The organism is Vibrio sp. F13 (genome assembly GCF_020806305.2).
Classification (GTDB): Bacteria; Pseudomonadota; Gammaproteobacteria; order Enterobacterales; family Vibrionaceae; genus Vibrio; species Vibrio crassostreae_C.
On sequence record NZ_CP170176.1, the window covers coordinates 188,201 to 207,909 of the forward strand.

At 44.5% G+C, this 19,709-nt stretch carries 20 protein-coding genes; 6 read left to right on the top strand and 14 right to left on the bottom strand.

Annotation, left to right across the window (positions count from 1 at the left end):
- Positions 1 to 211: 211 nt before the first annotated feature.
- Positions 212 to 1,663 carry a catalase gene (locus tag LMH68_RS15770; protein WP_229648084.1) on the bottom strand — a complete coding sequence of 484 codons (1,452 nt, stop codon included), beginning with the start codon at positions 1,661 to 1,663 and terminating at the stop codon, positions 212 to 214.
- Positions 1,664 to 2,049: 386 nt separating this feature from the next.
- Here LMH68_RS15770 and LMH68_RS15775 point away from each other — a divergent pair, with 386 nt between their 5' ends.
- Positions 2,050 to 2,259: a hypothetical protein gene (locus tag LMH68_RS15775; RefSeq protein WP_065583766.1), complete on the top strand. Its 210-nt coding sequence runs from the start codon at positions 2,050 to 2,052 to the stop codon at positions 2,257 to 2,259.
- 163 nt (positions 2,260 to 2,422) lie between these two features.
- Here the strand turns inward: LMH68_RS15775 and LMH68_RS15780 are convergent, their stop codons facing one another.
- From LMH68_RS15780 to LMH68_RS15805, 6 genes are all read right to left on the bottom strand, one after another.
- Positions 2,423 to 3,304: an L-ribulose-5-phosphate 3-epimerase gene (locus LMH68_RS15780; protein WP_065583765.1), complete on the bottom strand. Its 882-nt coding sequence runs from the start codon at positions 3,302 to 3,304 to the stop codon at positions 2,423 to 2,425.
- An 8-nt stretch (positions 3,305 to 3,312) separates the two neighbouring features.
- A complete protein-coding gene (locus LMH68_RS15785; protein ID WP_017064001.1) occupies positions 3,313 to 3,960 on the bottom strand; it encodes a 3-keto-L-gulonate-6-phosphate decarboxylase UlaD in 648 nt (215 codons plus the stop codon).
- Between the two features lie 4 nt (positions 3,961 to 3,964).
- Positions 3,965 to 4,786: a pyridoxal phosphatase gene (locus LMH68_RS15790; protein WP_017065672.1), complete on the bottom strand. Its 822-nt coding sequence runs from the start codon at positions 4,784 to 4,786 to the stop codon at positions 3,965 to 3,967.
- Positions 4,787 to 4,896: 110 nt separating this feature from the next.
- Positions 4,897 to 5,595, bottom strand: a complete 699-nt coding sequence (locus LMH68_RS15795) for an L-ribulose-5-phosphate 4-epimerase (RefSeq protein WP_017064003.1) — start codon at positions 5,593 to 5,595, stop codon at positions 4,897 to 4,899.
- A 10-nt stretch (positions 5,596 to 5,605) separates the two neighbouring features.
- Positions 5,606 to 6,073 (bottom strand): PTS sugar transporter subunit IIA, encoded by a 468-nt coding sequence (locus LMH68_RS15800; protein WP_017064004.1) that lies wholly within the window; start codon positions 6,071 to 6,073, stop codon positions 5,606 to 5,608.
- Positions 6,074 to 6,139: 66 nt separating this feature from the next.
- Positions 6,140 to 7,978: a PTS ascorbate-specific subunit IIBC gene (locus LMH68_RS15805; RefSeq protein ID WP_229648085.1), complete on the bottom strand. Its 1,839-nt coding sequence runs from the start codon at positions 7,976 to 7,978 to the stop codon at positions 6,140 to 6,142.
- Positions 7,979 to 8,317: 339 nt separating this feature from the next.
- Here LMH68_RS15805 and ulaR point away from each other — a divergent pair, with 339 nt between their 5' ends.
- The 4 genes from ulaR to LMH68_RS15825 all read left to right on the top strand — a co-directional run bounded on the left by ulaR (position 8,318) and on the right by LMH68_RS15825 (position 11,238).
- Positions 8,318 to 9,073, top strand: coding sequence for an HTH-type transcriptional regulator UlaR (gene ulaR / locus LMH68_RS15810; protein WP_017064005.1), 756 nt, complete (start codon positions 8,318 to 8,320; stop codon positions 9,071 to 9,073).
- A 120-nt stretch (positions 9,074 to 9,193) separates the two neighbouring features.
- Complete coding sequence (ulaG, locus tag LMH68_RS15815) at positions 9,194 to 10,261, top strand: L-ascorbate 6-phosphate lactonase (protein ID WP_017060922.1); 1,068 nt, start codon at positions 9,194 to 9,196, stop codon at positions 10,259 to 10,261.
- A 68-nt stretch (positions 10,262 to 10,329) separates the two neighbouring features.
- Positions 10,330 to 10,572, top strand: coding sequence for a hypothetical protein (locus LMH68_RS15820; protein WP_017064006.1), 243 nt, complete (start codon positions 10,330 to 10,332; stop codon positions 10,570 to 10,572).
- A gap of 204 nt (positions 10,573 to 10,776) precedes the next feature.
- Positions 10,777 to 11,238 carry a hypothetical protein gene (locus LMH68_RS15825; RefSeq protein ID WP_017069722.1) on the top strand — a complete coding sequence of 154 codons (462 nt, stop codon included), beginning with the start codon at positions 10,777 to 10,779 and terminating at the stop codon, positions 11,236 to 11,238.
- A 43-nt stretch (positions 11,239 to 11,281) separates the two neighbouring features.
- Here LMH68_RS15825 and LMH68_RS15830 read toward each other — a convergent pair whose 3' ends face one another.
- The 4 genes from LMH68_RS15830 to LMH68_RS15845 all read right to left on the bottom strand — a co-directional run bounded on the left by LMH68_RS15830 (position 11,282) and on the right by LMH68_RS15845 (position 15,784).
- Positions 11,282 to 13,513 (bottom strand): hypothetical protein, encoded by a 2,232-nt coding sequence (locus tag LMH68_RS15830; RefSeq protein ID WP_229648086.1) that lies wholly within the window; start codon positions 13,511 to 13,513, stop codon positions 11,282 to 11,284.
- A 431-nt stretch (positions 13,514 to 13,944) separates the two neighbouring features.
- Positions 13,945 to 14,283, bottom strand: a complete 339-nt coding sequence (locus LMH68_RS15835; RefSeq protein ID WP_017060926.1) for a hypothetical protein — start codon at positions 14,281 to 14,283, stop codon at positions 13,945 to 13,947.
- Between the two features lie 199 nt (positions 14,284 to 14,482).
- Complete coding sequence (locus LMH68_RS15840) at positions 14,483 to 15,457, bottom strand: Gfo/Idh/MocA family protein (protein WP_229648087.1); 975 nt, start codon at positions 15,455 to 15,457, stop codon at positions 14,483 to 14,485.
- Between the two features lie 3 nt (positions 15,458 to 15,460).
- Positions 15,461 to 15,784 carry a putative quinol monooxygenase gene (locus LMH68_RS15845; protein ID WP_229648088.1) on the bottom strand — a complete coding sequence of 108 codons (324 nt, stop codon included), beginning with the start codon at positions 15,782 to 15,784 and terminating at the stop codon, positions 15,461 to 15,463.
- 106 nt (positions 15,785 to 15,890) lie between these two features.
- Here LMH68_RS15845 and LMH68_RS15850 point away from each other — a divergent pair, with 106 nt between their 5' ends.
- Positions 15,891 to 16,748, top strand: coding sequence for a LysR substrate-binding domain-containing protein (locus LMH68_RS15850; RefSeq protein WP_017069718.1), 858 nt, complete (start codon positions 15,891 to 15,893; stop codon positions 16,746 to 16,748).
- Between the two features lie 28 nt (positions 16,749 to 16,776).
- Here the strand turns inward: LMH68_RS15850 and LMH68_RS15855 are convergent, their stop codons facing one another.
- From LMH68_RS15855 to LMH68_RS15865, 3 genes are all read right to left on the bottom strand, one after another.
- Complete coding sequence (locus LMH68_RS15855) at positions 16,777 to 17,985, bottom strand: winged helix-turn-helix domain-containing protein (RefSeq protein WP_229648089.1); 1,209 nt, start codon at positions 17,983 to 17,985, stop codon at positions 16,777 to 16,779.
- A 34-nt stretch (positions 17,986 to 18,019) separates the two neighbouring features.
- Positions 18,020 to 18,667: a DsbA family oxidoreductase gene (locus tag LMH68_RS15860; RefSeq protein ID WP_017060931.1), complete on the bottom strand. Its 648-nt coding sequence runs from the start codon at positions 18,665 to 18,667 to the stop codon at positions 18,020 to 18,022.
- Between the two features lie 180 nt (positions 18,668 to 18,847).
- Entirely contained in the window at positions 18,848 to 19,645 is a 798-nt protein-coding gene (locus LMH68_RS15865) for a Cof-type HAD-IIB family hydrolase (RefSeq protein WP_017069716.1), read from the bottom strand.
- Positions 19,646 to 19,709 lie beyond the last annotated feature (64 nt).

The following is a 19,709-nucleotide window of genomic DNA, read 5'->3' on the forward strand; positions in this document are numbered from 1 at the left end:
CTCTTCTACTTTATAAACTGATAGTCGTAGAATAATCCCATCACTCTTACAAAGATAATGGGATAGATTTATCAATTCGATAGGTAAAAACTATCAATGTGGATTATTAAATTTTTCAATGATTTAGGGTTGCTTAATAAACAGCGAGATCAAAAAAGGCCGTTGAGTGATTCACTCAACGGCCTTTCAATTAACGAATCAAGATGATTGATTACGACTTAAATTCGCTCACATCGATTTCAAGCAGTTTACCAATGCCTTCACCGTATGCAGGGTCAGCTTTGTAACAGTGTCTTAGGTGACGCAATTGAATCTCTTTTGGCACGCCGCCTAGGTTGCGAGCAGTGTTATCAAAAAGAATCGCTTGCTTCTCTGGTGTCATTAGGCGGAACAAGTCACCCGGTTGCGAGAAGTAATCTTCATCTTCGCGGTGATCCCAGTGTGCTGCTGCGCCATCTAGGTTCAGTGCTGGTTCAGCGAAATCTGGTTGCTCAGCCCATTGACCTTCGTTGTTTGGCTCATAACCTAATGTGCCACCGAAGTTACCATCGACACGCATCGCGCCATCACGGTGGTAGCTGTGTACTGGGCAACGAGGCGCATTCACTGGAATGTGCTGATGGTTTACACCCAAACGGTACCGCTGTGCATCACCGTAAGCAAATAGGCGACCTTGAAGCATCTTATCTGGTGAGAAACTGATACCCGGAACTACGTTTGCTGGGTTGAACGCCGACTGCTCAACTTCTGCGAAGAAGTTTTGTGGATTACGGTTTAGCTCAAATTCGCCCACTTCAATTAATGGGTAATCAGCGTGAGGCCAAATCTTAGTTAAGTCGAATGGGTTGTAAGGAACCGTTGCCGCATCAGCTTCTGGCATAATTTGAACTTTCAACGTCCATTTCGGGAAATCTTGGTTATCGATGCTGTCTAGCAAATCGCGTTGGTGGCTTTCACGATCATCACCGATCACTTGTGCCGCTTCTGCGTCAGACAAGTTTTTAATACCTTGCTGAGATTTGAAGTGGAATTTAACCCAGAAACGTTCGTTGTCAGCATTAATGAAGCTGAACGTGTGACTGCCGAAACCATGCATGTGGCGGTAAGTCGCAGGGATACCGCGATCACTCATCACGATAGTAATTTGGTGAAGTGCTTCAGGTAAAGAAGTCCAGAAATCCCAGTTGTTCTTCGCGCTGCGCATGTTAGTGCGAGGGTCACGTTTAACGGCGTGGTTTAAGTCTGGGAACTTAAGAGGATCACGAAGGAAGAATACTGGCGTGTTGTTACCCACCATATCCCAGTTGCCTTCTTCAGTATAAAACTTCAATGCAAAGCCACGAATATCACGTTCAGCATCGGCAGCACCGCGCTCACCCGCAACTGTTGTGAAACGTGCAAACAAGTCGGTTTTTTTACCTATTTCAGAGAACAATTTTGCCTTGGTGTATTTTGTGATGTCGTGTGTAACGGTAAATGTGCCGTAAGCACCTGAGCCTTTCGCGTGCATACGACGCTCTGGAATCACCTCACGATCAAAATGCGCCATTTTTTCTAAAAACCAAACATCTTGAAGAAGTTGAGGACCGCGTTTACCCGCAGTTTGAACATTCTGGTTATGAGCAACAGGACAACCCGCAGCTGTAGTTAATTTTTTACTCATGATCGATTCCTTAGAGGGTAAATGTGCACAATCGTTGTGACACCGTAAATTTAAGTAGACCCAGCATTTAAACCATTGAATTAGTGTGGATAAAGAATAGGTCGGCATTAAAAATAAACATAATCGTTTCTATTTATCTTTGTTATAGATAAAACCTATCAAGTTGACTGTTCATTTCTTCACACGAGACTGAACAACAACATCCCCGCCAAAGTTGGCATAATCCCATAAGAAAGACCATGATATCAGTTTGCGATCAAATTTCACTACTTGCATATTGAAATCATAGTTTGAGGGCATCGTTCAAAACTTTGGGCTTAGCAGAGTGGCGTTGAATTAATCGATGATGATATAGTCCACCATAATAAAATATATTGGATATTATCATGCACTCTAGCGACATTATGAAACTGGCAAATTTGGGCGTTAATATCGAAATTTCAAAAGATTCTTCATTGCATCCTTCTGATGCGTTAGAGGTCGTGAAGATTGTTGCTGAAATCGGTAGCCAAATCGTCATCAAGAAGAAATACCATACGGACTACCTAATTAAGATGGCTGAAGTAGGCCGTGATCATGTGACTATTGCTGTTTAAGAACAGCCACTATTTCGAAATTGACATAACCTCAGCTTCAACAGTTTAGAGCGACATGTTGATATAAAAATGCAGCATATTGGGGGGCAATATGCTGCATTTTCTCTTTTCGTTAGGAGCATTGAGAACGCAAAGAGAAACGGGTTAATCATTCTAAGTAGAGCTAGTGGTCAAACAACATCGGAACACCCGTTTGCACACATACCTCGTTCAAACGCTTTTGTGCCGTCAGAATATTCTCTTTCCAACGCTCATCTTGAGCCCACATCTCAATCACGAGTGGTACGACACACTCCGTTTCTTTCAATGTTTCAAAAATGGCATTAAAGTCGACTTCACCATCACCAATCACTAAGTCTCGAAATTGACCTTTGTATTCGTCAGTCACTTTATAAGTGTCTTTGAGGTGGATCTGAGTGATATGAGGCTTGCTCAACTTTAGTTCCGTCACTATGTCGTAATTCCAACCGGAGATATTACCCACATCTGGATACGCCGTGAAATACGGTGAATTGACTTCACGACTCAGCACTTCAAACTTGCTCAAAGAGTTCAAGTAATCGGTATCCATGATCTCCACAGCGAGCATAACGCCCGACCTTTCCGCCAACTGCGCAGAAAGCTTCATGCCTTCAATGAACCTCTGGTGAGTCACCTTATCCGCAGGCTCGTAGTAAACGTCATACCCAGCCAATTGGATGGTACGAATACCCAATTTGTAAGCGAGTGAGATCGCTTTTTCCATATGGATAGCCGCTTGTTCACGAATCACCGGATCTGCAGATCCAAATGGGAACTTGCGATGCGCGCTTAAACACATGGATTGCAGCGGTACACCATGCTTTTCACACAGGCGACGTAAGACATACACTTCATCGTCATTCCAATCCAAACGGCTACGGCGCTCGTCTGATTCATCTACCGATATCTCAAGAAAATCAAAGCCGAGCTCTTTGGTTGTTGCCAGTTTGTCTTCCCAGCTGAGTTCGTTAGGTAGGGCCTTCTCATAAAGCCCTACTCGGTGGCGTAATAAGTTTTGGTACATAACGCCTCCTAATTCCAGTAACGGTCGATCTGAGCTTTTAGTGCTTCTGCTGTTTCTTTACCTTTTTCACCCGCAAGTGCGCGACCTGCAATAAAGGTTTTCGCTTTAATGCCTTCAAATAGGTAAAGGTCTTCAGGCACGATGCCACCTGTGATAGAAAGCTCGATGCCCATTTCAGACAATGCACGCATCTTCACAAGATCTTCTTCAGTCCAGCCCACACCAGCTAATTCAGCGTCACGAGAACGGTGATAGATAGCTTGAGAGATACCTAGGTCGACCCAAGATTGAGCATCGTCCATTGTCCAATTGCCGTAAATTTCGATTTGGATTTCACCGTTAAATTCGTCAGCGACTTTCTTACACGCACCAATGGTTGCGATGTGTGCAGCCGCAGAAACGGTTATCCAATCAGCACCCGCTTCGAATGCCATTCGAGCCAAAATTGCGCCGCCATCGGTGGTTTTCATATCGCACACAAGGATATGGTCTGGGTGGTTTTTACGAAGGGTAGAAACCGCTGTCATCCCTTCAGCAAAAGCCAAAATAGTGCCCACTTCAATCACATCAACAAAGCTTTCAACGTTGTTTGCCACTTCAATTGCGGCAGGAAGATTTGTTTGGTCTAGGGCGATCTGAATCATTGGTTTAGTCATGTTGTTATCCTTTAATTTGTTCACGTATTAGACGGGCTAAGCCATCATGGTTGTTATCTGTTGAGCACACGCGTTGAACGTGTGATTTGACGATGTCATCAGCATTGAGCATCGCTACACCGAATCCGGCGTACTTAATCATGGATATGTCGTTGTGGTTATCACCGACGGCAATGACGTCATCGGCGTGATAACCGAGTTCTGCGATGTATTCAGCAAGGCGTAGGCCCTTACTGTTACCTTTTGCAGCAAAGTCGATTCGGTTTGACCAAGAACGCTCACCGTTGAAGTTCTCTCCTATCCATGGGTGTTGCATTAAACGGTCGACGGAATCTTGGCTCCCCTCTACCACAAACTTCCAAACGTGTTCAGCTTGTTGAGCTGTTTCTATGAATGATTCCACTTGGTAAATTTGTGGGCGATGTTGCTCTGGTGCCGTTTCAGCCCAGCTTTCCAATGTCAACATGTAGGCAAATGGGTTGTACTGTGAGTACGTCATGGCATGAGTTATATACATCACCATCTTGAGCTGAAACTCGTCAGCCATGTTAATGAAAGTAAGTGCCTTATCTTTCTCTATGGCGTTTTGAGTCAATACCGTTTCAGTTTGATAGTCATAAACATAAGTGCCGTTACAGCAGATGATTGGAGTATCTAGCCCCAATTCGTAATAGTAAGGTCGTGCTGCTGTGTGGTGTCGGCCAGTAACAATCATGACGTGACAACTTTGTTTGGCTTCTTGAATCGCCTTTTTTACTTCTGGATGAATCGTGTGATCATCCTTTAACACGGTTCCATCGAGATCTAACGCCAGCACTTTATACATAGAGTCCTCTACTTATTCCCTGAAGTCGGGCCTAATCAATATTGAAGCTACTTAGAGTCGAAGCTCGTTAAACGGCTTACTTAAACAGCCTACTTAAACGAACAGTCGATTTACTGTTGGCCGTAATAAGCATTTTCACCGTGCTTACGTAAGTAGTGTTTGTCGGATAGTTCTGGCTGAATTTTGATGCCGCTATTCAAGGTGCGCGTTGCCAACGCCATTGCCGACACTTCTTCTAATACCACCGCGTTATGAACGGCGTCGTTGGCATCTTTGCCCCAAGAGAACGGCGCATGTCCTGCAACAATCACACTTGGAACGGCCATTGGATCGATTCGACGTTGCTTGAACTCTTCAATAATCACCAAGCCAGTATTTTTCTCGTACTCTTCAGAAATTTCAGAGTGAGACAATCGACGTGTACATGGGATGTCACCGTAGAAATAATCAGCGTGAGTGGTGCCTAAGGCTGGGATGTCGATACCCGCTTGTGCCCAAATGGTGGCACTGCGTGAATGCGTGTGAACAATGCCACTCACTTCAGGGAAAGCTTTATAGAGCTCTAAGTGCGTTGCGGTATCGCTTGAAGGATTGAGTTTCCCTTCAACAACCTTGCCTTCGAGATCGACGACCACCATGTCTTCAGCCGTCATATCACTGTATTCGACACCTGATGGTTTAATCGCTATCACTCCGTTAACACGGTCAAACTCAGAGACATTACCCCAAGTAAATGTCACCAAACCGTATTTCGGAAGTTGCAAATTGGCTTCTAAAACACGTTGTTTCAATTGGCTATATTTAGACATCGTTGCCTCCTTACGCCGCTTCCGCTTGAAGCAATGCAGCATCAATTAAACGCGCCACTTCTTCTGGGCTTTTGCACGCGCGAAGTTTTGAGAAGTCTTCATCGAATTCAATCAAGTTCGCCACTTGCATGGTGCCTTCGATGTGCTCTTCTGAGTCCTTACCCGCTAGTGTTATCAGCACATCTACAGGCTCATCAACACCTTCAAACGTAATTGGCGTTTCAAGCACGGTTAGCGCAAACCCAGTACGAATAACACCGTCTTCAGGGCGGCAATGTGGCAGTGCGAACGCATCGTGAATACAGATATAAGGGCCTTCTTCACCAATCGCTTTGGTAATCGCGTCGTAGTAACGCTCTTCTGCAATACCCGCTTTCACCAATGCATCAGTCCCAAGCTTGATCGCCGCTTTCCAGTCAGCTGCTTTTGCGTTCAGTAGGATAGAGTTATTCTTGATAAGAGATTCTTTTAAGTTCATGTTATTGCTCACTTATATAATTGTTTTTATTGGCTCAGCAGTGCGACACCACTGAGCCGTTTTTAATTATTTATGGAAGTTGTTCTCGATGATGGAAACAAGTTCGTCGCCGAAAGTTTTCACCATAATCATGTTCTTAACCGCTAACTGTTGCTTACCTTCCGGCAGACCCGTGATCTTCGCTGCAAGAGCAACCGAAGTAACGATGATGTCGAATGAACCAAGGTGTGATTTGTAATCAGTGATGGCGCTGTTAAAGGTCGAGCTTGGGATGCCTTTCTTGTCCAAATACTCTTTGATTTTCTTAGAGCACATCATTGAAGAACCTTGTCCTGAGCCACAGCACACTAAGACACGAACCGGTTTCTGGTCAGCGGCTGGTGAGATTCGAGTTTCTGATGTTGTAGAAGCTGCCGTTGTTGAAACAGATGGTGCTTCAGCGGTTGCTGTCGATTGTTGTGGAACCGCGACTTCAACCTCAATACCTTCAGGCGTTACTGCGGTCATTGTTTCAGCAGCAGCTTCTGCGTCTTCTTCAGCTCGTAGTTGCTTAGAAGCGAAGTACATGTAGATGCCAGCCAAAGCCAAAATCACAAAGAAGAACATGCTAGAGCTTGAGATACCTTGCATGATTGGTGGGAATACCAGAGCCCAGTCAGCCATGCCCATCCAGCCATTAAACTCAGTACCTGATTGAGCGAAGATATGGATTGCCCACGCAGAGCCAACCACTTCGATGATGCCCATCACGAAACAGATCTTCATCACCGCTTTCCAGCCACCAAAGTGGTTAGCAAACACACCGATAGTGGCGTTCGAGAAGAACATTGGGATAAAGCCAGGAATGATCATGATTGGTGCGTCAAACGCTAGCATTGCAAGAACAGCGGTGAATTGACCCACTGCGCCCCACATGAAACCAAATACCATTGCGTTAGGAGAGTAGGCGTAAATAGCAGCACAATCGATTGCTAAAACAGCGTTAGGAATAAGGCGTTGAGAAATACCGTTAAATGCCTCGGACAGTTCCGCAACGAACATGCGAACACCAGTAACGATGACTTGAATGGCAACAGCGAATTTCAAACCAGTTTCAAAAATGTAGATAAACCAGTGCGTTTTACCTGCCATGTCCTGAAGGTTATCAAGACCGAACGAAAGAAGAATAATGCCGAAGAAACCAGTCATTACTAACGTTGTTGCAGCGATACTGTCGTGGAAAATGTGTAACCACTTAGGCAGTTTGATGTGGTCAACACTGTCGTTCTTGTCGCCAAGCTTCGGTGCAACCTTGGTGGCTACCCATGAAGCAAACTGTTGTTGGTGACCAATCGAGAAACCCGCACCACCAGTGACTTCTTGAGTCGGCTTGAACATGATGTTTGAGGAGATACCCCAGTACAACGCCATCAATATTGCTGAATAAATAATGGTTTCCCACATATCTGCACCAAGCACGAAGTAGAAAACAGCAATGAGGCCAGCTTGCTGGAACATGATATGCCCAGTCAGCATGATGGTTCTGATACCCGTAATACGTCGGAAGGCAACAAGTAGAATGTTTAGCCCAAGAGCCAGTAATACTGCATACCCAACCCAAGAGTAGTTGTCGCCCATGGTTTCCATGGTGGACATCATGGAGGTGTACGGGTCAATTACCGATCCCGTTAATCCATGTATTTCACTCATTTTTTCAATAACCGGTTTAAAACCCGCTACCAATGTTCCTGCACCTACCTGCACTATCATGAAACCAACGATGGTTTTAATAGAGCCGGAGATAACAGTTGTTGCGTCACGTTTTAGAAGGATGTAGCCGAGACAAGTAACAAGACCGAGTAGCAACGGTGCTTTGGTCATTACCTGACTGTAAAAAATATAGAAAATATCGTATAAGAATTCCATATCTTTACCCCTGATTGATTTTTAATTTTAATGATTTGTAGGATGTGATGATTCTAGTTTTGCTCACGAACTAGACTTTACCAATCAAAAGTAATCATTCAATGCTCACTTGTGATTACTTTGATTTATATCAATTAACCACACCCAGAATGTGCTTAATTGAGCTTTAGATCACACGTAAAAATTATAAATACAATAAAATCAACCACTTATAAAACATTGTGATTAATGTCTGGTTTTTATAGCGATGTGGTTTGACAATCATGATGGTGATTATTAGAATCAAAACAAATCAAAAGTAATCATTAAATTGTCACAACGACAAAAAGAGTGATAAATATGAATGAAGTACAAAGACATAACGGCATCTTGTCGCTGTTAGAAGATATGCAGACAATCAACGTCTCTCATATTATTGATAAATTTAGCGTTTCTCCTGCTACTGCTAGGCGCGATATCGCTAAGTTAGATGAAGTTGGCCGACTTAGAAAAATTCGAAATGGTGCGGAACGAGTAGAAACTCAGAAGAGAAAGTGGTCACCACTGAATATCAACAGCACTGAGTTCTATGAAGAGAAATCAGAGATTGCTCAAGCAGCTGCAGGGCTTTGTCAGGCTGGCGATACAGTCGTGATCAACTGTGGTTCGACGGCTTTCCTACTCGGTCAGCAACTATGTGGCGATGACGTTCAAATCGTAACGAACTACTTTCCACTCGCAAGCTACTTGATCAACGAAGATCATGACGATGTCATCATCATTGGTGGTCAATACAACAAAGCGCAGAACATCTTTCTAAACCCTGCCCCTAATTCATTAGGCGGCTATGCGGGAAACTGGATGTTCACCTCAGGTAAAGGCTTAACCGATGCCGGGCTGTACAAAGCCGACATGTTAACGGCCGTAGCCGAACAACAAATGCTCGAACAGGTCGATAAGCTTGTCGTCGTGGTCGATAGCTCAAAAGTTGGACAACGTACCGGAATGCTCTTTTGCAGCACCAAGCAAATAGACATTGTCATCACCGGTAAAGACGCCAATCCCGAAGTCGTAAAACTGATTGAAGCTCAAGGGACGCAAGTCATCCTAGTTTAAATCGCAGGGCTAACTAGCCCACCAATAATAATAAATTTAGCTCAGTGCCTTAATCCAAATTAAGGCGCTCGGCTCCCTACATCCAAAATTAATCAAATTATTGAAATAAAAGGTATTATCATGAGCAATGTAAACGAAATCACTCGCGAGTCTTGGATCCTAAATACATTCCCTGAGTGGGGTACATGGTTAAATGAAGAGATTGAACAAACAGTTGTGCAACCGGGTACGTTTTCTATGTGGTGGCTGGGTTGTACAGGTATTTGGCTAAAATCAGAAGAAGGTGCAAACCTATCAATGGACTTCTGGTGTGGTACTGGTAAAAAAACACAAGCCGTTCAAAAAATGAAAAACCAGCACCAAATGATGCGTATGGGCGGTGTGGAAGCACTTCAACCAAACCTACGTACCGCGATCTTCCCATTGGACCCTTTCGCTATCAAAGAGATCGATGCAGTTATGGCATCTCATGACCACGGCGACCACATTGATATCAACGTTGCAGCGGCAGTTCTACAAAACTGCGGCGACCACGTTAAATTCATTGGCCCTAAAGCGTGTGTTGATTTATGGATGAAATGGGGTGTGCCAGAAGATCGGTGTGTTATTGCTAAAGTTGGCGACGAGATCAAAATCAAAGACGTGAACATCAAGGTTCTTGACGCATTCGACCGTACAGCTCTAGTGACACTTCCTGAAGGAACATCTTCCCTAGACAAAGAAATTCTAGACGGAATGGACGACCGTGCAGTGAACTACCTAGTAGAAACAACAGGCGGTTCAGTTTACCACTCTGGTGATTCTCACTACTCAAACTACTATGCTAAACACGGTAATGACCACAAGATCGACGTTGCACTGCTTTCTTACGGTGAGAACCCACGTGGCGTAACAGACAAAATGACATCTTCAGACATTCTTCGTGCTGCTGAGTCTTTGAACTGTGAAGTAGTTGTTCCGTTCCACCACGACATTTGGGCTAACTTCCAAAATGACCCGCGTGAAATCGAAATGCTGTGGAACATGAAGAAAGAACGTCTTCAATACGGCTTCGCACCTTTCTTCTGGCAAGTTGGTGGTAAATACACATACCCAACAGATAAAGGCCGCATGCACTACCAGCACTTCCGTGGCTTTGCAGACATCTTCACAAATGACCCAGAACTGCCATACCGCGCATTCTTGTAAACATTAAGAAAAGCACTAACTAGGGAGCAATGCGCTCCCTTTTTTTATCATCGAATAAGGATGTTGATATGGTATTACGTGAGTTCAAAAAACATTTCAGTCGTGGCGACCTGAAAGCAGCAATTGGTGTCGTGTCCCCTGGAGCTAATGGTTATTACTTAATGGTCAAAAGTCATAAGTGGGGAGTAAACAGCTTTCTTGAATCCGACAGAAAAATGCAACCCAGGGTATTCAAGACTCAACAAGCTTTGTTGAACGCCGCTAAAGCAATCGGTTTTTCCTACCACTCGATTGATATCCAACATTTATAATCAAGATGGTTAGATATTGGGTTGATTCTGTTATCGGTGTCGCTTCGTAAAATAACCAAACATTCAGAGCCTGAATACCACAACTCCAAAATCATCTATTTATCCACTCGATAAAAATAATTCTTACAATTAAGCGTGTTTATTCGTTAATAATATTGTTACTCAACGGCATAATAGTCATGAATCCATTCAAAGAGTTAGGTTATGTTCTACAAGCGTCTTTTGGTATTGGCTTTACCGCTTACTTTTGTGTTTTCCACCCATGCTGAAACGTTTGGTGAACGAATGGCGCGCATCGAACAAGAGAATGTACTGGCGAAAACCATGAGTGAAGAACAAGTTGAATTGATACAAAAAGTCGTACAGACCAATCACTGCGCTAAAGTGGCGTTAACCCATCACCAACGCATTTTGGGCCAATATAAGGTTGAGACATCTTCTTCTGAGTTATTCGTAAAATGGCGTCAACTCGGTAAGCAGTTAGACGCTCAATACGAGATGGATTACCCCGGCTACCCTAAGCACGCTTTTCAAGAATATCCTGCGGCTTCAGGCAAAGTCGATGGCTACCTTTTTGCTCTAATCGACAATGGTTTAAACGAGCAATCGTGGATCGCCAAAGAATTTAAGCAGTGTAAAAAGAATAAGCTCATATCCCGAACCTAAGCTCTAGTCTGCTCTGGTTCGAGAGTGCTCACTCGCATTAGTTCTAATAAAGTAAGAACAGCCCTTCATAACCGCCAATTTCTATTTCACTCACATAGTCACCAACGTTACCGTTAGCATCAACAAGTTTCATTGGAACATCCAGCGCGATGGTGAGTTTTGCCGCGTCATAAAAGCTCGGATTCTTACCGTGGAAATCCGTGCGATACAACACACGACCATTGCTGAACTCTCTCGCTAACACCATGTCCTCAGGGCCACCAGCAACCACCTGATTTTCAGATTGATACATAAAGTACGTGAACGTCGGTAGAACGTGAGTGATACCATTGGGCAGATCAGCATGCACCATTTCGTTCATCGAGGAATCGCCAACGATGGTGTAGTCAGCAGGCTGAGGTGTCGTTGTCGAAAGCATCAAAGGAATCGGCGCAAAGCCTTGTGGGATTTGATGACTCGGCTCTCCCAAGTCAACGGCCAATAACGAACTGGGTTGGTAGGCGATGTTTTTAGGGACACCACTTTGCCAGAAAGTGTCAGCCGTCGTATTGCCACTTCCATAGACGTAACCATTGTTCCACTGATTAAAGTAGCTATGTTGAGCATGTCGATTGAGGTGGTAGATCGCTAGGGTCGAGTATTGGTCTTGCTTCCAATTATCTTCACTATTTCCAAGATATTGAACTCGCCCATAACGCGTTGTCGCCTGAAAAATAACACTTTGCCCATTGTAGGCGAGCGCAGAATTATCCCAGAATTTTGAGATCCCCGAGTAACCACTAAACCCAGTAGACGGAAAAATGTAGTGCTCGCGTAAATACAGAGAGCCCGCCTCGCTAAGATGAGACTGTCCATTTCGACCCAGTAAGTTCGCGGTTCCGATATTCAACCCAATCGACGCATCACTTTCTAAAGCAGAAAGATTTTTGAGAAACGCTGAAAATTGTTGCTTGTAGAGATCATCCGCTTGATTCGAACCCGCAACAGCTCCTAACTCTTGAACATGCCCGCCAGAGTGAACATAGAACTGGTTCGAGCCAATGAGTTTATTTGTGTCGTCGTTGTACGCACCATTCAAACCTTGTCTTGCCCAGCTTTGCTTGTAGTAGCGATGAATAGCAGATAGATAATCCGCGTTTGCGACGTTCGTTAGCGACCAAGATGAGTTAGCGCTCCACATTCGACCAAATGGCACAACTCTTGATTCCCAACGAAAACGCGCTGTCGCGTTCTTATTGGTTCGATTTCTATACTCACTTGGCGACAAGTAGTTATCGCCATCTAGGTCTGCAGACACATCAAAGCCGCGGATTTTTCGCCATTGGCTGATAGCATTGCCGTCCGGCGTTGTAATCGGAGCGTCGGTTAACTTGACGGTTGGAAAGCTGTTCTTGAGTTTCACTTCTTTTAAACGCGGCCTGTCGTCGGCGTTCTCACTTTGCCAACGAACTCTCACAACGTATAAGCGCCCACCACCTCTCAAAAAGGTTGAACCAAAATACTGGCCGCCGCCATAACTCGCACCGCTCCCATCATGAGTTGTGGCTCTTAACCAGTTATCCGGAAGGTTCCAGATCACCGATTGGTTTTTGGTCATATTGAGCGTTTTGTCTTTCTTTACATCAAGCCTTTCCCATTGTGAAACCCTACCCTGAGAATCAATAGCAGTTGGGTATTCAATCCAAAATTCACCGCTGCCAGCAAACTGTGAGAACTTAAAGGTCAGCCGTTCGAACTGTTCAGCATGATAGACATACAAAGCCCCACCCTGTTCGAAATTCTCAAACACATCGGCATCCCACGGAGGCTCTTGATACAACCAAAAACCAGCATGGTCTTCACTGGCTGTATAACCCAAGATCATAGGTTTTCGGTTTAAAAGGGTCTTTTCGCCATGAGTTTTATCAACTTCGGCAATGACAGTATCTTCAGAAAAGTGCAGGAAATAGTCTTCGAAATTGAGGCCTTCTAACTCAGCTTGGTTACGGAGATCGTTCTCCAACCAACCCGAGTTCATCGCCATGACTTGGTTGTACATATAACCAATTGTCGTGGCCCGCTCATTGTCGGCTTTGTCGGCATAAGCTCCGAACACAATATCACTGTTGGAAATTTCCCAATCAATGGCGGCATTCGTAGATAGTGGGGAGCCCGAAAGATCAACACCAACTTCATGTTGCCCTGGCAGCACAACCGCTGTACCAACAGCAAAAGCGTAACCAGCGATTAAACATGACGGTATGAGTGCCAGCAGCCCAGAAATGTAGGTTTTCATGATTCAAATTTCCTAATCGATACTGTCATGCCTTAAATCACAAGACGAAAAGTCAGCCAACTTACGTGTCAATTTAGGAATCAAAATACGAAAAAAGTATCGACTACATGGCTCTATTGTTCAAGTGCTCGTCTGTCTTGTTTCATCGGTGGCAAGTAAAACGAGCAAATGCCGATTCAAAATCAATGCATTAAGGAAAATATAAGTTTTTGTGATTTTAATTTTATTTGGAAACCAAGTATCTCCGGCTAACGAGAAATCAGCTCAGATTTTCTCAAAATGAGAATAATACGGTTTGGAAGATGAGAAGTTATCAGAGCCTAGAACTCAGAATAGGACTTGGATTTGCTGTATCGAATCTCAGTTTGAGCGCCACACTATTGAAACTCAATTTGGATAGGCTGTCTAAACAAGAACGATGACAACGCTCCTTAAAGCCTCTTGTTCCACTTCCCTTGATGGTCGCGATCGCAATTTTCTTGCGTATCGTAGCTAACATGCTTATCGATATTCTTCAGTTGAATTCCAACTTGATTGAACGCTTGTTGAATAGCCCCTGAGACACTCTGTTGACCTTCGCCACTTAAGAAGTTCGTTCTATCCTGATTGGTATCGAATACACAGACAATTTTCAAACTTTGCGGAAAAGAGGAAAAGTTGACCGAGTGAGTCACCCACAAAAAACCATCGAAGCCTTTCAGCGTGTCTTCACAAACGTCAGTTAACACGTCTCTGATTTGATTCTCGATTTTCTTATCTGATTTACGCATGCGGCAAAGGTCCTATTTAACACCTTAAAAAATAAGGTTTTTCGGTCAGTTTCGTACTACCTGATATTGGACACTGTGGCGGTTTCAAATGCAAAGTATTTATTGGGGAGAGTCGACTGGAAGATATAGAGGAAACGCCTCATGTTTGATAGCTTACGAGGCGATCAAACATGAGACGAGTATAGAATTTACTAAAACATTAGCTCGCCGCTTGTTCCCAATCAGTTAATAACTTCATGATTACGCGAGAGTCTTGGTGGGTTGCCATTGGCGCAGCAAGTTGTGTATCACCTTGCTCAACCGCTTGGCGGATATTGCGCACTTGATAATGGAAACCATCACCTTGCGCTTCGACTTTCACTTCACGTGTCGACGTCTCATAGATCTCTACCGTAAACGTGTTTTCTGCCGTCGGTAGCCATGGATTAGTATCTAGCGTGATACAGCCTTTGCTGCCTAGGATCGTAAAACCATGCTTTAAACCGTGGTCTTCAGCAGTGTGGATTTGTGCGGTAAAACGGTCGTTGAAATGCATCATCGCCGACGATTCACAGATATTGCCATCTTCGCCTCGTCGACCGATTGCTGAGATCTGCACGTCATCGAACACGCTCTCACCAAATTGCTGCTGCGCAACAGAGTGAATCAGCGACATTGGGTAACAGCCAAGGTTGTATAGCGCGCCTTTGCTCGCAGGATTCACGAACTGATCAATCGCCGCAACGTAGGAACCTTGAATTGAACGCACTTCGCCAATCTCACCAGTTGCCAGTTCTTGATGAAGCTTGGTGATAAGTGGATGGTTTAAATACATCAAACCTTCAGCAAAGAATACGCCCGCTTCTTTCACGGCTAGTAAAGCTTGCTCGGTTTTTTCCATATCTACCGACAAAGACTTCTCACACAAGATCGCTTTGCCTTTTTGAGCCGCTTTAATCACATACTCATGATGAACGTGGTTTGGTAGAGCAATGTAGATAATGTCGACCGACTCATCTTCAATCAAGGCTTCATAGTTGTTGAAGGTTCGTGTTGGCTGGTATTGGGCAGCAAACTCATTGAGTGTTTTCTCTGTGCGTCCAGCAACAGCATACAGCTCACTTTGAGCATCGCCTTTAATCGCATCCGCCATTACGCCTGAGATAAAGCTGGTTCCTAGGATTCCCCATTTCATGTCTTAGATCTCCTGCTCTTGTGCTTTGATAGGCCCACGTTGCGTTTCGAATGCTTGAACCAACTCGGTAATATCACGCTCAATAAACGCTTGGGTATGAGGCATCACAAAGTGCTGATTGATCGCCTCGCGGTTTACGTATTGCTCAAGCAAGATCACACGATCGCTTTGGCTTTGATCATAGGTTGCAATTGCTTGTAGGCAGCCCGGTTCGCTTTGCATGTCTAAACAAAACTGTTCGATAGCTTCGAGCGCAGCTGCTCGTTCTATGTTGGTTTTGATCTTAAGTTCGGCAGTAACAAAGATAGTTTCATTCGTTTGAGGCATTGCACACTCTTATTTTAGTTAATTATCGGTTTGCCATTAATATAATTAACCCCTAATAATTGATAAACTCACCTTTTGTTTATTGTTTATCAACCAAGAGTGTTCAATGGATAAGTTAACCAGCATGAAAGTCTTCGTCTATGTGGTGGAACAAGGTAGCTTTCGCAGCGCCGCAAACCACTTCAACCTGTCGGCGACCATGATAAGCAAACATGTCCATTCCTTAGAAGCCAGTTTGAAGTCTCAGCTGATCCACCGCACCACGCGTAAGCAATCGTTAACCGATTCAGGACAACTTTACTATCGTGAGTGTAAGCGAATTCTCGAAGACATCAGCAATGCAGAGAACCTGATTCAAACCTTGGAAAATCAACCACAAGGCACGGTAAAAATAAACTGCCCTGTCACCTATGGAAACAAGGTACTCGCCCCTATCGTAGCTAAGTTTCTCGCGCATCACCCAACCATTAACGTTGAGCTGATGTTGAATAATGACCTTGTTGATCCTTATTCATCTGACATTGACCTGATTGTGCGAATTGGTGACCTATCCGATTCAAGCTTGGTCGCAAGGTATTTAGGGGATTATGAGATGTGTTACTGCGCGGCGCCCGCTTACCTAAACCAACATGCTGAAATCAGAGTATTGGAAGACTTGGCGCAGCACCCATCGCTTGGATTCAGTTACAGCAGCCAAGCTCCTCACGCCACACCGAATAAAGAACGTGTGCGCTTGATGTCGAATAATGGTGATGTGTTGCGGTATGCCGCCCTGCAGGGTGTGGGCGTGTTGTTGCAACCGACTATCTTAGTCGCAGAAGAGATTGATCGTGGAGCGCTGTTGGAAATCCTACCCGGCATGGCGCCGTTACCAAAGCCGATTCACTTGCTCTACAAAACCAAGCAACTGTCGTTGAAGAACAGAACCTTTGTCGAGTTCTTGTTAGCTGCATTTGCTGAGTAACTAAGCGCTTTCTAAACAACAAAGACCGCTAGACTGTTTGCCATTGGCTCATCAAGCGCTTGCCAAGATCAGAGGGCGTGGTGTTATGGACGATCATCTCATCACATTGGTTGAACACCATGAAGTGTTTTAGTTCATCGCATAAAGCATGAACCAACAACTCATGGTTTTTAATTCGCTCTTCCACAACCAAGTTACGGATATTGAGCAAACCACTCTTCCTGTCGACCTTGCAATCCATTCGTGCCACCAGCTTACCTTGCCACAGAATCGGTAAGCTAAAATAACCAAACTGACGCTTGGCCTCTGGAACATAGCATTCTAGGAGGTAATCAAAGTTGAACAATGATTGCATTCGCTTTCGTTGAATCAGCAGGTTATCAAACGGAGACAGTATCTTAAGCTTGGTTCTGGAAAGAGGTTGATTCAGCAGTTCAAAAGCACCTGGCAGGACATAGTAATCAGAGCCTTGAATATCTACTTTCAGAACCTGCTTATCTTCAAGCATCTGTTGGAGTGCTCTCTGAATCAAAGGCTTTGTGTTCTTGAGTAGGTAGCTCATTTCCGACGCTATTCCAACTCCGTTAGCCTCTAAATAACGTGTTATCAGATGCTCGATGTACTCTTGTTCTGTCGGCTCAGAGGTATCAATTCCGCTCGGTAAAACTCGCTCGGTTAGGTCATACACCTTATGAAAGTTAACTCGGCTTGGCACCATTAAGTCGCCTTGCATGAACAATGTTTCTAATGCTTGCTTGGCCGGTTTACCGCCCCAACCGCCGGGGTTTGGCCTATCCCCTTCAAAATCTTTCGCCATCAACGGCCCTTCATTCTCAATACGTTTGAGAACATGAGCCATCAGTGCGTCATCCTTTTTATACCAATGCTTGAGCTTACCGCTCGCAAAACCATTCTTGCGGTGTAGGCTGAATCGGAAGTCACGCATGGGTAAATACGCGGCGGCATGCGACCAATACTCAAATACTTCTCGACGCTCTAACAGCTTATCAAGATGGTTCAGTTGGTAGTCTTGATTTCGATTCCACAACGTATGATGGTGAGCTCGTTGAATCACAGAGATGGTATCAATTTGCACATAGCCAAGGTTTTCAATCGCAGACAACGTGTTCGCCAAAGCGCCCCCATTGCGTTGCTTTTTAGGTGGCAACTTCTTAGGCGGCAGCTTTTGCGAAAGCAATACCAGTTTTTGCGCTTGAGCGAGTGACAGTGATTCCATGAAATTCAGACTCTAATTGATAGCAATGATCCGTTTATGATTCAGCAATAAGCTCTTGAAGAATCTGCTTGTAGGTTTCTACCGTCTGCGCGCCCGTTACTGCACTCTTACGGTTGAACACCACAGTAGGAACCGCAGAGATCCCCATGCGTTGCCATTCAAACTCTTGCGCTTCAATTTGCTTCAAGTTGTCGGTGTTCTTTAGGCGCTTCAGTGCCTTCGTTGAGTCTAAGCCAACCGCTTCAAGCTCTTGTGCAATGACTTCAAGATCGGACAGGTCTTTTTGCTCTGTGAAGTGAGCAGCAAAGAAGCGTAGCTTTAACTCAGTCTGTTTGCCGTGCGCTAGTGCAAAATCGAGAAGTACATGTAGATGACGTGAATTGACCATTCTCATACTGTCATAGAAATTGAAATCGAAACCAACCGCTTGGCCGCGAGCCGAAAGCTGTTCTCGTGAACGTTGGCTCTCTTCTGCGCTAGAACCGTATTTTCTCATGATATGGGCACGCAGGTTTTCGCCCTCTTGCGGCATGTCAGGGTTAAGCTCAAACGGCTGCCATTCAAGTTCAATCTGGTCTTCTAAACCAAGTTCCGCAACGGCTAGCTCTAAGTTTTTGTAACCGACTACGCACCACGGGCACATTACGTCAGAAATAATATCAAGTTGAAGTTTCTTGCTCATAATCATTCCAAATATCGTTACTAAGGCGTATCCAATTCAAAGTGAATACCCATCTTTCTGGTTAGACTACAACAAGCTGAACACTCGTTCAAATTTAACTCAATACAACAGCAGCCAACAAAAAAGCCAACTCATTTTCACGAGTTGGCTTTGATAAAAATCGAATCTAGCTTAAGAGCGTTACGCTAGCAACTTCTCAAGTACTTGGAACACACCCGCGTCAACGTTACTTGGCGCGCCAAAACGCGCGATCTCTTTTAACTTTGGATGCGCGTTTTCCATCGCGTAAGAGTGGTAGCTCTCTTTAAGCATTTCCAAGTCATTTAGGTAATCACCAAAGCTCATGGTCTGCTCGTAAGTGAAACCTAATGTGTTCTGTAGATGTTTAATCGCCGCACCTTTTGACGCTTCAGCGTTCATCACATCTAACCAAATTTTTGCGCTTACAACCACTTGGTAGTTCTCACCGAATTTGGCATCAATAGTTGGGTTCACTTTCTCTTGTGAACCGTCGAAGTGACAGATAGCCACCTTGATGAAATCGTCTTCTACCGCCAGTAAGTCTTCTACTTGCTCACGGCGATGGTAGTACTTAGAGATCTCCGCCAGAGCACGCTCATCTTTGGTTTCGATGTATGCCGATTTCTTACCGCATAGCACCACATGCGCGCCTTCAATAGCTCGAGCTTCTTTAATGATCTCTTTAATGGCATCGGTATCAAGCAAGCAGCTGTAAAGTTCTTGGCCTTTGTGCATCACTAATGTGCCGTTTTCAGCAATAAACATCATGCGATCTTTAAGCGGGGAAAATGTTTCTAGCAAGCTGTAATACTGGCGGCCAGACGCGGCAGCAAAAATAATATCTTGCGCTTCTAAGCGCTCATAAAGATTGAAAAACTCAGGGTCGAGCTTTCCATGCTCATCGAGTAAGGTGCCATCCATATCAGTCGCGATAAATTTGATGTTTTGTTGGGGCATGTCGGGCGTACCTATTATTGGATTATGATCATTCGTTATCTTGAGTAACGGTTCTGGGTTCGAT